12 protein-coding genes are annotated in these 12,482 nt (G+C 62.6%); 11 read left to right on the plus strand and 1 reads right to left on the minus strand.

Annotation, left to right across the window (positions count from 1 at the left end; genetic code table 11):
- Positions 1–10 precede the first annotated feature (10 nt).
- From ACSBPU_RS02670 to ACSBPU_RS02700, 7 genes are all read left to right on the plus strand, one after another.
- Positions 11–1,258, plus strand: coding sequence for a D-alanyl-D-alanine carboxypeptidase family protein (locus tag ACSBPU_RS02670; RefSeq protein ID WP_442595363.1), 1,248 nt, complete (start codon positions 11–13; stop codon positions 1,256–1,258).
- 39 nt (positions 1,259–1,297) lie between these two features.
- Positions 1,298–2,161, plus strand: coding sequence for a D-amino acid aminotransferase (locus ACSBPU_RS02675; RefSeq protein ID WP_442595365.1), 864 nt, complete (start codon positions 1,298–1,300; stop codon positions 2,159–2,161).
- Positions 2,162–2,166: 5 nt separating this feature from the next.
- Positions 2,167–2,442, plus strand: a complete 276-nt coding sequence (locus ACSBPU_RS02680) for a YbeD family protein (RefSeq protein ID WP_442598512.1) — start codon at positions 2,167–2,169, stop codon at positions 2,440–2,442.
- Positions 2,443–2,446: 4 nt separating this feature from the next.
- Entirely contained in the window at positions 2,447–3,118 is a 672-nt protein-coding gene (gene lipB / locus ACSBPU_RS02685) for a lipoyl(octanoyl) transferase LipB (protein WP_442595367.1), read from the plus strand.
- Between the two features lie 22 nt (positions 3,119–3,140).
- Positions 3,141–3,926, plus strand: coding sequence for an enoyl-CoA hydratase (locus ACSBPU_RS02690; RefSeq protein WP_442595369.1), 786 nt, complete (start codon positions 3,141–3,143; stop codon positions 3,924–3,926).
- 292 nt (positions 3,927–4,218) lie between these two features.
- A complete protein-coding gene (gene lipA, locus ACSBPU_RS02695) occupies positions 4,219–5,214 on the plus strand; it encodes a lipoyl synthase (RefSeq protein ID WP_442595371.1) in 996 nt (331 codons plus the stop codon).
- Between the two features lie 223 nt (positions 5,215–5,437).
- Positions 5,438–6,349 (plus strand): formylglycine-generating enzyme family protein, encoded by a 912-nt coding sequence (locus ACSBPU_RS02700; protein ID WP_442595373.1) that lies wholly within the window; start codon positions 5,438–5,440, stop codon positions 6,347–6,349.
- 16 nt (positions 6,350–6,365) lie between these two features.
- Here the strand turns inward: ACSBPU_RS02700 and ACSBPU_RS02705 are convergent, their stop codons facing one another.
- Positions 6,366–7,109 (minus strand): helix-turn-helix domain-containing protein, encoded by a 744-nt coding sequence (locus ACSBPU_RS02705; RefSeq protein ID WP_180070066.1) that lies wholly within the window; start codon positions 7,107–7,109, stop codon positions 6,366–6,368.
- 222 nt (positions 7,110–7,331) lie between these two features.
- On the opposite strand from ACSBPU_RS02705, the gene nirK reads away from it, so the two are divergent.
- The 4 genes from nirK to ACSBPU_RS02725 all read left to right on the plus strand — a co-directional run bounded on the left by nirK (position 7,332) and on the right by ACSBPU_RS02725 (position 12,470).
- Positions 7,332–8,807 carry a copper-containing nitrite reductase gene (gene nirK / locus ACSBPU_RS02710; protein WP_442595376.1) on the plus strand — a complete coding sequence of 492 codons (1,476 nt, stop codon included), beginning with the start codon at positions 7,332–7,334 and terminating at the stop codon, positions 8,805–8,807.
- A gap of 157 nt (positions 8,808–8,964) precedes the next feature.
- Positions 8,965–10,548, plus strand: coding sequence for an ABC transporter substrate-binding protein (locus tag ACSBPU_RS02715; RefSeq protein WP_442595378.1), 1,584 nt, complete (start codon positions 8,965–8,967; stop codon positions 10,546–10,548).
- Positions 10,549–10,563: 15 nt separating this feature from the next.
- On the plus strand, positions 10,564–11,535 hold the full coding sequence (locus ACSBPU_RS02720; protein WP_442595380.1) for an ABC transporter permease: 972 nt from the start codon (positions 10,564–10,566) through the stop codon (positions 11,533–11,535).
- Complete coding sequence (locus ACSBPU_RS02725) at positions 11,535–12,470, plus strand: ABC transporter permease (protein WP_442595382.1); 936 nt, start codon at positions 11,535–11,537, stop codon at positions 12,468–12,470. Before ACSBPU_RS02720 ends, ACSBPU_RS02725 begins: the two co-directional genes overlap by 1 nt.
- The last annotated feature ends 12 nt before the right edge of the window (positions 12,471–12,482 follow it).

Raw genomic sequence — 12,482 nt, forward strand, 5'->3', positions numbered from 1 at the left:
CGATATGCCGATGACATACAGACATTCTTCCTTGCATTTTTCCCGAATTTCCCATTTCGCCGCTGCGCTGGCGCTGGCCCTGGCGCCCACGCTGGCCTTGTCGCAGCAGGCCGCGGCGCCCTCGGCCGCGCCCGAGGCAGCCGCCGTTTCCGCAACGGCCATCGACGGCCGCACGCAAGTGGGCGCGCTGGCCACCGTGCCCGCGCCCAACCTCACGGCCAAGGCCTGGCTCACCATGGACGTCAACAGCGGCCAGATCATCGCGTCGCTCAATCCCAACGAGCCCGTCGAGCCGGCTTCGCTTACCAAGCTCATGGCCGCCTACCTGGTGTTCGACGCGCTGGAAAACAAGCGCCTGACGCTCGAGCAAGCCGTAACGGTGTCCGAAAGAGCCTGGAAGACCGAAGGCTCGCGCATGTTCATCAAGCCCAACAGCCAGGTCACGGTCGATGAACTGCTGCAGGGCGTGATCGTGCAGTCCGGCAACGACGCCACCGTGGCATTGGCCGAGGCAGTGGCCGGCAGCGAAAACGCCTTCGTCAGCCTCATGAACGACGAAGCGGCGCGCCAGGGGCTGAAAGACACGCATTTCACGAATTCCCCCGGCTTGCCCGACCCCACGCACCTGACGTCGGTGCGCGACCTGGCCGTGCTGGCCCAGAACCTGATCACGCGCTTCCCGCAGTACCTGCACTATTACAGCCAGAAGGAATACACCTACAACAAGATCAAGCAGAACAACCGTAATCGCCTGCTCTGGACGGATCCGACGGTCGACGGCCTGAAAACCGGCCACACGCAATCGGCGGGTTACTGCCTGGTTGCCACGGCGGTGCGCGACGGCCGCCGCGTGCTGTCGGTGGTGGTCGGCTCGACCAGCGACTCGGCACGCAGCGAAAACAGCCTCAAGCTGCTGAACTGGAGCTTCCAGAATTTCGATACCGTCAAGCTGTTCGACGACACCAAGCCGGCGGTCACGGCCCGGGTCTGGGAAGGCCAGATCGATTCGGTCGGACTGGGTTCGCAGGGCGCCACGTGGGTAACCGTGCCGCGCGGGCAGTCGGCCCAGGTCCAGCCGGTGGCGCAGTACGCGCAGCCCTTGGTGGCGCCTCTGAAGAAAGGCGATCGCGTTGGCACGGTTTCCCTGTCGCTCGACGGCAAGGTGCTGCGCGAAGAGCCTTTGTATGTGCTGCAGGATGTCCCCGAAGCCGGGTTCTTCGGCCGCATCTACGACAAGATACTCCTGATGTTTGAATGACGGCGCGCGTCGTCTCTTTCCCGTTTACAAGGTGCAATAATGATTCCTGATGTCGATAACGACAGTATCGTCTACCTGAATGGCGATTACGTTCGTTTGGGCGATGCCAAGATTTCCGTGCTGGATCGTGGCTTCATTTTTGGCGACGGCATCTATGATGTCGTGCCGGCCTATGGGGGCAAGCCGTTTCGCATGGATGGTCACCTGGCCCGCCTGGAACGCAGCCTGGCCGCCATCGACATCAAGGTGGACCTGAAACGCGCCGACTGGGAAGGCATCGTGCAGGATCTCATCGCCCGTTCCGGGCTGGGCGACTGCATGGTCTACATCCAGGTCACGCGCGGCGTGGCCAAGCGCGATCACGGCTTTCCCAAAGGCGCCACCCCCACGGTCTTCTGCATGGTCTCGCCGTTCGTCCGGCCTGGCGCGCAGGTCCGCCAGCAGGGCATGTCGGTGGTCAGCATGACCGACGTGCGCTGGCTACGCTGCGAGATCAAGTCGGTGTCCTTGCTTGGCAACGTGCTGGCCAAGCAGCACGCGGTCGACAACGGCGTCGACGAAGTCATCCAGTTCCGCGATGGCTACATGTCGGAAGGCGCTTCCTGCAATATCTGGATGGTGAAGGACGGCGTGCTGCTGGCGCCGCCCCGCAGCAACCTGATTCTAGAAGGCATACGTTACGGTTTGCTTGAAGAGCTGGCCGAGGCTGCCGGCATTCCCTTCAATGCGCGGCCCATTTCACAGCAGGAAGTCGATCAGGCCGACGAGCTCATGCTGTCTTCGGCCACCAAGGAACTGCTGCCCATCACGACCTATAACGGCAAGCCCGTGGGATCCGGCAAGCCCGGCCCGGTGTACGCCAAACTGCGCGAAGGCTATGACAAGGCCATCGCCGCCCTTTGACCACCATGCGCGAGATTCCGCCCGAGCAGTCGCTCATCGAGTATCCCAGCGACTTCCCCATCAAGGTGATGGGGAAGTCGCATCCGGATTTCGCCCAGACGCTCACCGACGTCGTTCTGCAGTTCGACCCTGGCTTCGACCCGGGCACCGTCGAAATGCGTCCCAGTAAAAGCGGCAACTACATCGGCCTGACCTTCATCGTCCGGGCGACCTCGCGCGAGCAGCTCGATGCCTTGTATCGCGCATTGCATGGCCACCCCATGGTGTCCGTGGTGCTTTGATGCAATGATCCGGTACAAATGGCTGCCGCGGCCCATGCCCTATTTGCAGGCGTGGCAGGCAATGCGCGACTTCACCGAGGCGCGCAGCGAACAGACTCCCGACGAAATCTGGCTGGTGGAGCACCCGCCGGTCTACACCCTGGGTCAGGCGGGCAAACCGGAACATGTGCTGAATCACGGCAATATCGAACTTGTCCATTGCGATCGCGGCGGCCAGGTCACCTACCACGGCCCCGGCCAGGTGGTGGCCTATTGCCTGATCGACTTGCGGCGCATGAAGTTGTTCGTGAAGGAATACGTCGCCTTGCTGGAAGATGTGCTGATCGATCTCCTTACGGACCTGGGCGTCAGGGGCGCATGTCGCAAGCCCGACGCGCCCGGGGTCTATGTGCCGCTGGATGGCGTAGCGAACGGCGAACTGGCCAAGATCGCGGCATTGGGCATCAAGGTGCGCAACGGCTGTACTTACCATGGCCTGGCGCTCAATGTCGATATGGACCTGGACCCGTTCCTGGGCATCAATCCTTGCGGCTATGAAGGCTTGAAGACCGTCGATTTGCGGTCTTGCGGGATTGGCGCTACCGTTCTCGAAACAGGCGAACTGCTGGGACAGCGGCTGGCGGCGCGGTTCCAGGCGTTTGCGGAGTCCAGGGGTCAGACCCCATGCGGGGTCTGACCCCCCACAACAGGAGACATGCATGGCAAACGCAGGCGATGTGCTATTGGTCGAGCGTGGCGACGGCGTACCCACATTGACGCTGAACCGGCCCGATCAATTCAATGCGCTGTCCGAAGAGCTGCTGGATGCGCTGCAAGCCGCGCTGAACGACATCGCGCAGGACCAGGATGCACGCTGCGTGGTCCTGGCCGGCAATGGGCGCGCCTTTTGTGCGGGCCACGACCTGAAGCAGATGCGCTCCAAGCTCGATCAAGACTATTACAACCAGTTGTTCCAGCAGTGCGGCCAGGTCATGCAAAGCATCGTCAACTTGCCCGTGCCGGTGATCGCCCGGGTGCACGGCACCGCCACGGCCGCGGGTTGCCAATTGGTGGCCAGCTGCGACCTGGCCGTGGCGGCCGACGCGGCCAGGTTTGCCGTGTCGGGCATCAACGTCGGGCTGTTCTGCTCGACGCCGGCCGTGGCGCTGACCCGCAACGTGGCCGCCAAGAAGGCCTTTGAGATGCTGGTGACCGGCGAGTTCATCAGCGCGCAGGATGCGCGCGAGAACGGGCTCGTGAATCACGTAGTGCCGCTGGAAGAGCTGGACGCCAAGGTGGCGGCACTCGTCTCGGCGATTTGCGCCAAGAGTCCGCTGGCCGTGCGCACCGGAAAAACCATGTTCCAGCGGCAGCGGGGCATGGGGCTGGCCGAAGCCTATGATTTCGCCGCCGGGGTCATGGCCCGGAACATGATGGCGGAAGACGTTTCCGAAGGCATAGACGCCTTCATGCAGAAGCGGCATCCCGTCTGGAAGGGGCGGTGAGCCTCAGGGGTCAGACCCCATGCGGGGTCTGACTCTAAAACCCAAGGGGTCTGACCCTACAGCGTCCGACCCCCATCCGTTCAAGATCGGGGTCAGACCCTGTCCAGGGTCTGACCCAGTATAGGGGCAGAATCGTGGTCAGACCCCGCATGGGGTCTGACCCCCGGATAGGGGAATTAGGTGAAGCACGGAGCGGCGCGGTAAAATACGGTCTTTCTTTCATTCAGCGGGCGGTGTGAAGCACGCCGCCGCTTTCAGCGCGAAGCGATGCCGCTTCGTGGCAGGGACCTGTATGACTACACCCGTTGACCAGCCCGAAGTCCGTAAACCCACCGTGCGCCCGGCGCCCTACGACCCTACGCAAAAGCAGAAGTCCGGGGACAAGACCTCGCGCATCCCCATCAAGGTCGTCCAGGCGGAACGCCTGAAGAAACCCGACTGGATACGCGTCAAGGCCGCCGCGCCGGGTTCGCGCTTTTACGACATCAAGCGCATACTGCGCGAGAACAATCTCTTCACCGTCTGTGAAGAGGCATCATGCCCCAATATCGGTGAATGTTTTGGCAAGGGCACGGCCACTTTCATGATCATGGGCGACAAGTGCACCCGGCGCTGTCCGTTCTGTGACGTGGGCCATGGCCGCCCCGATCCCCTGGACGCCGACGAGCCGGCCAACCTGGCGCGCAGCATCGCGCTCATGAAGCTGTCCTATGTGGTCATCACTTCGGTCGACCGAGACGACCTGCGCGACGGCGGTGCCCGGCATTTCGCCGATTGCATCAGCGAGGTGCGCGCAAAGTCGCCTTCCACCCGCATCGAAGTGCTGGTGCCCGATTTCCGCGGCCGCCTGCAGCGCGCGCTGGACATCTTCAACGAATGCCCGCCCGACGTCATGAACCATAACCTGGAAACCGTGCCTCGCTTGTACAAGCAGGCGCGCCCCGGTGCAGACTACATGCACTCGCTGAAGCTGCTGGCCGAATTCAAGGCGCTGCAGCCCAATGTGCCGACCAAGTCCGGCATCATGGTCGGCCTGGGCGAAACCGACGAGGAAATCCTCGAAGTCATGCGCGACATGCGCGCGCACAACATCGACATGCTGACCATCGGCCAGTACCTGCAGCCGTCCGAGCATCATCTTCCGGTGTTGCGCTATGTACACCCGGACACCTTCGCCATGCTGGAGCGCGAAGCCTACGCCATGGGCTTCACCCACGCCGCCGTGGGCGCGATGGTGCGCTCGTCCTACCACGCCGACCAGCAGGCGCACTCGGCCGGCATCGCCTGACATGGCTTGAGGTCATTGGGGTCAGACCCTATAGGGTCTGACCCCATCCTTTGACGCATCCGTGGGGTCAGACCCTTTGGGGTCTGACCCCCTGCCTTTGCGCGGCCGGGGTCTGACCCCTCGACTCCTTCCTTCTTTGTCCCAGCACAAAGACGGCGCATGACGAACGCGGTTCAATGTACCTGTAAGGCTGGAAGCCAGCCGACATACAAGGTGCTGAACCATGCGTGCCCCAGTAGTCAAGACTCTATCCAAGTTCACCGCCCTTGCCCTTGCAGCGGCATTCATGGCCGGTTGCGTGCAGGAAGGGCCTGGGTCCCCCGAGGAGGCCAATGATCAGGATGCCACGGAGCTCGTGATCCTGCCGGCCGGCCAGGTCAAGTATTACCCGCCCGGTGAATACCTGCGCAACGGCTTTCCCGTCACGCCGCAGCAGGCTACGGACACCCTGGGCAGCGGGTTGCGGATGATGAAGCGCCAGGTCAGCCAGGCCGAATACGCCGCTTGCGTGGCGGCCAAGGCGTGCAAGCCCCTGGACCGCGACCATCGAGAGGATGCCGATCCGGATCTGCCGGCGGTGGGTGTCAGCTGGCGGGATGCCACCGACTACGCGCGCTGGCTGTCCCGGGAAACCGGCCATCATTACCGGTTGCCGACCTACGCGGAATGGGTATATGCGGCCGGCGCGGCCTACAAGGAAGACGTGATCCTCGACGAGTTCGATCCCAGCGACCCTGCCCAGCGCTGGCTGGCCGAATATGCGCTGGAAACGCAGCGGAAAACCACGGTCGACGGCACGCTCCGGCCTTTTGGCGGCTTCGGACAGAATGAAAACGGGTTGCAGGATATGGCCGGCAATGTCTGGGATTGGACGGACACCTGCAGCACCCGGGTGAACTTGGACCTGGTTTCCGGCCCGGCGGCCGGCGGATCGGAGAACTGCGGCGTACGCGTGGTGGCCGGCCCGCACCGCAGCTACATCACGGATTTCATCCGGGACCCGAAAAGCGGCGCTTGTTCGGTCGGGGTGCCGCCCAGCAACCTGGGCTTCCGGCTGGTGCGGGATGAGGCGGGCGGGGTCGGACCCCAGACGCAGAGATTCGGGGTCAGACCCCGCATGGGGTCTGACCCCTGAAGACCCCAGCGCAATTTCAGGGGGTCAGACCCCGTACGGGGTCTGACCCCAACCCGGTTCCGACATGCTGCCCTTCGGCGAGGCGGATGAGCTCGTCCAGGGAGCAGACGGTGATGCGTTTGCGGCCGCTGTTGACGAGGCCGCGGTCTTTCCATTGGCTGAGGAGGCGGCTGACGGTATGCAAGGTGGTGCCGGTCATTTCGGCGATGTCTTGCCGTGTGATGGGGAAGCTGATTTCTATCCCTTCGCTGGTCTTGGCGCCGGACTGGTCGACCAGCCGCAGGATGGCGCGCGCGACGCGCTGTTCGACCTCTTCAGTGGACAGTTCGCGGATGCGCGAGTGGGCGTCCTGAAGGCGCTGGCCCACGGTCTGGAGCGCATTGAAGGCGAACTGGGGATTGCCCGCGATGAACTGGTCCCATTCGGACGACGGCCAGGCCAGCACGATGCTTTCCTGGACCGCCAGCGTGGTGGCGGGATAGTGGCTGCGCCGCATGGCGCGTGCGATGCCGAAGACCTCGCCGGGGCTGACGTAGCGCACGGTGACCTGCTCGCCGTCGGGCGTGACCTGGACGACTTTCAGGTGCCCGTGCAGCAGCACGAAAAAGCGGTCGGCTTCCTCGCCCTGCGCGAACACCTTGGCGCCTTCCTGAAGCAGGATCGATTGCGCGCTTTCCAGGGCCTGGTCCAGCTCGGCTTCGGACAGCGAACGGAACAGATCGAGATTCTTGATGAGCGAGCGGTTCAGGAGAGAGCTCATTGGGTTGTCCATGCAAGGATCCAGGACTTTTGATTCTATCACCCCCGCCTTCGCACGACCCGGCGACAAGAAAAACAACGGTCGATCCAATCTGCATCAAGAATAGGGGTAAACCCGGAGAAATGTGTCGAGAAGTTTGTTCTGCAGCAAAGAAGGGCAACCCCCGCAGGAGTCAAATGGAGTTGTTGAAATTGACAACGTAAATGAAGAAGGGAGTTGCAAATGAAAGCGTTCCGTCCCACCCTTTTCGCCGCTGTGATGACCGCGCTGATGGCGGGCGTTCCCGTAATGGCCGACACTGCGGATAAGCTGGATCGCGTCAAGGTCGATCTGGTCACACCCCCCATGGTGCACAAGCACGAACAAAAAGCCAGCTCGGGTCCCAAGGTCGTCGAAGTCACCATGACGATAGAAGAAAAGAAGATTGTCATCGACGACAAGGGAACGACGATGCAAGCCATGACATTCAATGGCTCCATGCCGGGTCCGACCATTGTGGTGCATGAAGGCGACTACCTTGAAATCACCCTGGTCAACCCGTCGACCAATGCCATGCCGCACAACGTCGACTTCCACTCGGCAACCGGCGCGCTGGGCGGCGCAAAACTGACCGACGTGCATCCGGGCGAGCAAGCCACGATGCGCTTCAAGGCCGACCGCGCAGGCGTGTTCGTTTATCACTGCGCGCCCGAAGGCATGGTCCCCTGGCACGTGGTGGCGGGCATGAGCGGCACGATGATGGTCCTGCCCCGCGAAGGCTTGAAGGATCCGGAAGGAAAAGAGCTGAAGTACGACGTTGCCTACACCATAGGCGAGTTCGACCTTTACATTCCGAAGGATGAAGACGGCAAGTACAAGGACTACGCGTCGCTGGCGGAAAGCTATGCCGACACGGTGGAAGTCATGCGCAAGCTGACGCCCACGCACGTCGTGTTCAACGGCAAGGTCGGCGCTCTCACGGGCGAAGGTGCGCTGAAAGCCAAGGTCGGCGAGACGGTGCTGATGATCCACTCGCAAGCCAACCGCGACACGCGCCCCCACTTGATCGGCGGCCACGGCGACTGGGTCTGGGAAACGGGCAAGTTCAACAACCCGCCCGAGAAGGATCTTGAAACCTGGTTCATCCGCGGCGGGTCGGCCGGCGCAGCGCTGTACACCTTCAAGCAGCCTGGTGTGTACGCCTACGTCAACCACAACCTGATCGAGGCCTTCGAGCTGGGCGCCGCCGGCCACTTCGTGGTCGAGGGCAAATGGAACGACGACTTGATGAAGCAGATTAAGGCAGCCGGTCCGGTCTCGCCCGACAACGCGAAGCTTGCGGCGGACAACGCGGCCAAGACCAAGCACCTGGTGGCGCCCGCCAAGACCGCGGCGGCTCCCGCCAAGAAGGTTGCGGCAGCCACACCCGCCAAGGCTGCGGCCAAGGACGAGGCGAAGGCGACCGACAAGGCTGCGGTGCACCCCAGCGGCGAGAAGCTGTACAAGTCGGCTTGCGTGGCCTGCCACACGACCGGCGTGGCCAACGCGCCCAAGCTGGGCGACAAGAAGGCCTGGGATCCGCTGATCGCCCGGGGCATGGACGCCATGATGGAGGTAGCCATCAAGGGCAAGGGCGCCATGCCTCCTCGGGGAGCCACGACGGCCGACGACGCGACCCTGAAGGCGGCTGTCGAGTACATGCTCAGCACCGTGAGATAGGTAGTAACCTTGCATCGGGAAAATACCGATCTTTGAAAACAACTTAGCTGGCTACACTCGCTCCATGTCCAAAAAGGCATGGAGCGATTTCTTTTTTTGCCGCTGCAGTGTTATTGCGTCACCCGTTTAACTTACTCCTAAAAAGGGCAGCATAACCATGAAGTTGATACGCAAAACCGTTCTCCTGTCCGCGCTGGCGGTCAGTTTCCTGACTGTGTCAGGCCTGGTCCAGGCCCGCGATCTCACCATTGCGCTGCGTTCCGAACCCAGTTCCATGGATCCGCAGTTCCACTCGCTCACCCCCAATACGCAGCTGTCGGAAACCATTTTCGATCCCCTGGTGCGCACCGACGGCAATGCCAATCCCGTTCCTTCATTGGCCGAGTCCTGGACGGCCGACGGCAACGTCTGGACCTTCAAGCTGCGCCAGAACGTCAAGTTCTCCGACGGCTCGCCGTTCACGGCCGACGACGTCCTGTTCACCTACGATCGCGTGCCCAAGGTGCCCAACAGCCCCTCGTCCTACGCACTGTATCTCAGCACGGTCGACAAGGTCGAAGCGCTCGATCCGCACACGGTCAAGATCACCACCAAGGGCCCGTCGCCGGTCCTGCTGGCGAACTTGTCCATGGTGCCCATCATGTCCAAGAAGGCGGCGTCCGGCCCGGCCCCCGAAGGCAAGACCACGGTCGAACTCAACCGCGGCGACGGCCTGGTCGGCACCGGCCCCTACAAGTTCGTCTCCTGGAAACGCGGCGCCGAAATCGTCCTCGATCGCAATGAACACTACTGGGGCGACAAGCCCGACTGGAACAAGGTCACGTATCGTCCCATCACCAACTCGGCTGCCCGGGTCGCCGCGCTGCTGGCCGGCGACGTCGACGTGATCGAGGATCCCCCCACCGACGACCTCCCCAAGCTCAAGAAGGACAAGAACCTGTACATACAGGAAACGCCGTCCGTACGGGTGATCTACCTCGCCTTGAACCAGGGCAAGGAACCGCCTCCCGGCATGGAAGGCACCGACGGCAAGAATCCGCTGACCGACCGGCGGGTGCGCGAGGCCCTGTCCCTCGCCATCGACCGCAAGGCGATCGTCGAACGCGTGATGGACGGCGTAGGCCTGCCCGCGGCCAACCTGCTGGCCTATCCGGCCTTCGGCACGTCTGAAAAGCATTCCAAGGTTGCGGCAGCCGACGCCGAGAAGGCCAAGAAACTATTGGCCGAGGCGGGTTACCCCAATGGCTTCACCCTATCGCTGGGCTCCCCCGACGGCCGCTATACGAACGACAAGCGCATCGCGCAGGTCGTGGCCTCCATGTGGGCGCGCATCGGCGTCAAGACCACGGTCGACACCATGGCGCCGTCGGTATTCTTCAAGCAGCGCAATGCCTTTGCGTTCAGCACCTACCTGGCAGGGTGGGCGGCCAGTTCGGGCGAAATGCTCAATCCCATGACATCGCTCGTCGTCACCAAGGATCCGGCGCGCGGCATCGGCACCACCAACTGGAGCAAATACACCAATCCGGAAGTCGACAATCTGGTGCTCGAGGCCTCCAAGACGCTCGACGACGCCAAGCGCGCCGAGCTCCTGAAAAAAGCCGGCGACATGGCCATGGAAGACTACGCGCTGCTGCCCCTGCAGTTCGAGCTCTCCGTCTGGGCCATGAAGAAGGACGTCCGCTACGGCGGCCGCGCCGACCAGATGACGCTTGCCCAGTACATGACGGTGGCCAAGTAGCGGGACGCGCGCGCGGTGCTATCGACCATCGTTCGCCGTCTGCTGCAAACGTTTGTCGTCGTGCTGGTCATGTCAGCACTGGTGTTCGCCGGCTTGTACGTCATCGGCGACCCGGTGCTGATGCTGGCCAGCCCCGAGGCAAGCGACCTGGAGCGCGAGGCCATACGCGAAGCCCTGGGGCTCAATCTGCCGCTATGGAAGCAATACGCCATCTTCATGTCCAAGGCCATCCAGCTGGACTTCGGCAAAAGCTTCCTGAACGGCGAATCGGCCATGATGCTGATCCTGGAACGCATGCCGGCCACGCTCGAACTGGCCACGCTGGCCATGCTGCTGTCCGTCCTGATCGGGGTGCCGCTGGGCATCTATGCCGGGCTGCGGCCGCGTAGCCTGGCGGCGCGCGGCATCATGTCGGGCTCTGTGCTGGGCTTCTCGCTGCCCAACTTCTGGGTCGGCTTGATGCTGATCATGCTGTTCGCGGTGATGCTGGGCTGGATGCCTGCGGGCGGGCGCGGGCCGGTCGAATCCTTCGGGCCCATACAGCTCAGCATCTTCAACTGGGAAGGCCTGAAAAGCCTCATCCTGCCGGCCAGCACCATTGCCGTGGCCAAATGCGCGCTCATCATACGCGTGACCCGCGCCGCAACCCGCGAATGCCTGCCCCAGGACTACATCAAGTTCGCCCGAGCCAAGGGCCTGCGCGAAAAAAGGGTGCTGGGCGTGCATCTGCTGAAGAACATCATGATTCCCATCGTGACCATCGGCGGCCTGGAATACGGCCAGGTGTTCGCCTTTGCCGTGGTAACGGAAACGGTGTTTTCATGGCCCGGCATGGGCAAGCTGCTGATCGATTCCATCATCACCCTGGACCGCCCCGTGGTGGTGGCTTACTTGATGCTGACCGTGGTGTTCCTGGCCATGCTCAACCTGGTGGTCGACATCGCCTACACCATACTCGACCCGCGCGTGCGCCTGGGAGCCGCCTGATGGAATTGCGCAAGCCGCTGGCGCCGGCCGTACCCGATACCGCGATTCCGGTTCCGGAACACGAAAGCCTGCTGCGTGTCTTCATCGCCCAGTTCTTTTCCAACAAGATCGCGGTGGTCGGGCTTGTCATGCTGCTGGGCTTCATCCTGCTGGCGATTCTCGCACCGTGGATTTCGCCGCAAAACCCCTACGACATCGGCTCGCTGGACATCATGGATTCCAAGATGCCGCCGGGCAGCAAGAATTTCGACGGCACGCTCACCTACTGGCTGGGCACCGACGGCCAGGCGCGCGACGTGCTCTCGGCCATTCTGTACGGCTTGCGCACCAGCCTGTTCGTGGGTTTCGTCTCGGTCATCGTGGCATTCCTGATCGGCGCCGCGGCCGGCCTGATCGCGGCGTATTTCGGCGGGCGTATCGACGCCATCCTGATGCGCATCGTCGACATCCAGCTGTCGTTTCCCTCCATCCTCCTGGCGCTCATCCTGCTCGCAATGCTCGGCAAAGGGGTGGACAAGGTCATTTACGCGCTGATCGCGGTGCAGTGGGCTTACTTCGCCCGCGCCGCGCGCGGGGCGGCCATTGTCGAGCGCAACAAGGAATACGTCGAGGCGGCGCGCTGCATGTCGCTGTCCTGGCATCGAATTCTGTGGCGGCATGTCTTTCCCAACTGTATCCCGCCGCTCATGGTCATTGCGACCATAGACCTCGCGCACGCCATCGCGCTCGAGGCTACTCTTTCCTTCCTGGGCGTGGGCGTGCCGGTGACCGAGCCATCCCTGGGCATGCTCATTTCCAATGGTTTTGAATTTTTGCTGTCGGGCAATTACTGGATTTCCTTCTTTCCCGGCATCGCCCTCGCGCTGATCGTGATCGCCATCAATCTGGTGGGCGATCACTTGCGCGATATCCTCAATCCGCGCAACGAGATCTAGGGCCCAGGACGA

Origin of the sequence: Parapusillimonas sp. JC17 (genome assembly GCF_052180245.1) — a bacterium.
Classification (GTDB): Bacteria; Pseudomonadota; Gammaproteobacteria; order Burkholderiales; family Burkholderiaceae_B; genus Parapusillimonas.

Coding starts and splice junctions, on each gene's coding strand:
- ACSBPU_RS02670 (WP_442595363.1), top strand. CDS start 11: ATGACATACAGACATTCTTCCTTGCATTTTTCCCGAATTTCCCATTTC.
- ACSBPU_RS02675 (WP_442595365.1), top strand. CDS start 1,298: ATGATTCCTGATGTCGATAACGACAGTATCGTCTACCTGAATGGCGAT.
- ACSBPU_RS02680 (WP_442598512.1), top strand. CDS start 2,167: ATGCGCGAGATTCCGCCCGAGCAGTCGCTCATCGAGTATCCCAGCGAC.
- lipB (WP_442595367.1), top strand. CDS start 2,447: ATGATCCGGTACAAATGGCTGCCGCGGCCCATGCCCTATTTGCAGGCG.
- ACSBPU_RS02690 (WP_442595369.1), top strand. CDS start 3,141: ATGGCAAACGCAGGCGATGTGCTATTGGTCGAGCGTGGCGACGGCGTA.
- lipA (WP_442595371.1), top strand. CDS start 4,219: ATGACTACACCCGTTGACCAGCCCGAAGTCCGTAAACCCACCGTGCGC.
- ACSBPU_RS02700 (WP_442595373.1), top strand. CDS start 5,438: ATGCGTGCCCCAGTAGTCAAGACTCTATCCAAGTTCACCGCCCTTGCC.
- ACSBPU_RS02705 (WP_180070066.1), bottom strand. CDS start 7,109: ATGAGCTCTCTCCTGAACCGCTCGCTCATCAAGAATCTCGATCTGTTC.
- nirK (WP_442595376.1), top strand. CDS start 7,332: ATGAAAGCGTTCCGTCCCACCCTTTTCGCCGCTGTGATGACCGCGCTG.
- ACSBPU_RS02715 (WP_442595378.1), top strand. CDS start 8,965: ATGAAGTTGATACGCAAAACCGTTCTCCTGTCCGCGCTGGCGGTCAGT.
- ACSBPU_RS02725 (WP_442595382.1), top strand. CDS start 11,535: ATGGAATTGCGCAAGCCGCTGGCGCCGGCCGTACCCGATACCGCGATT.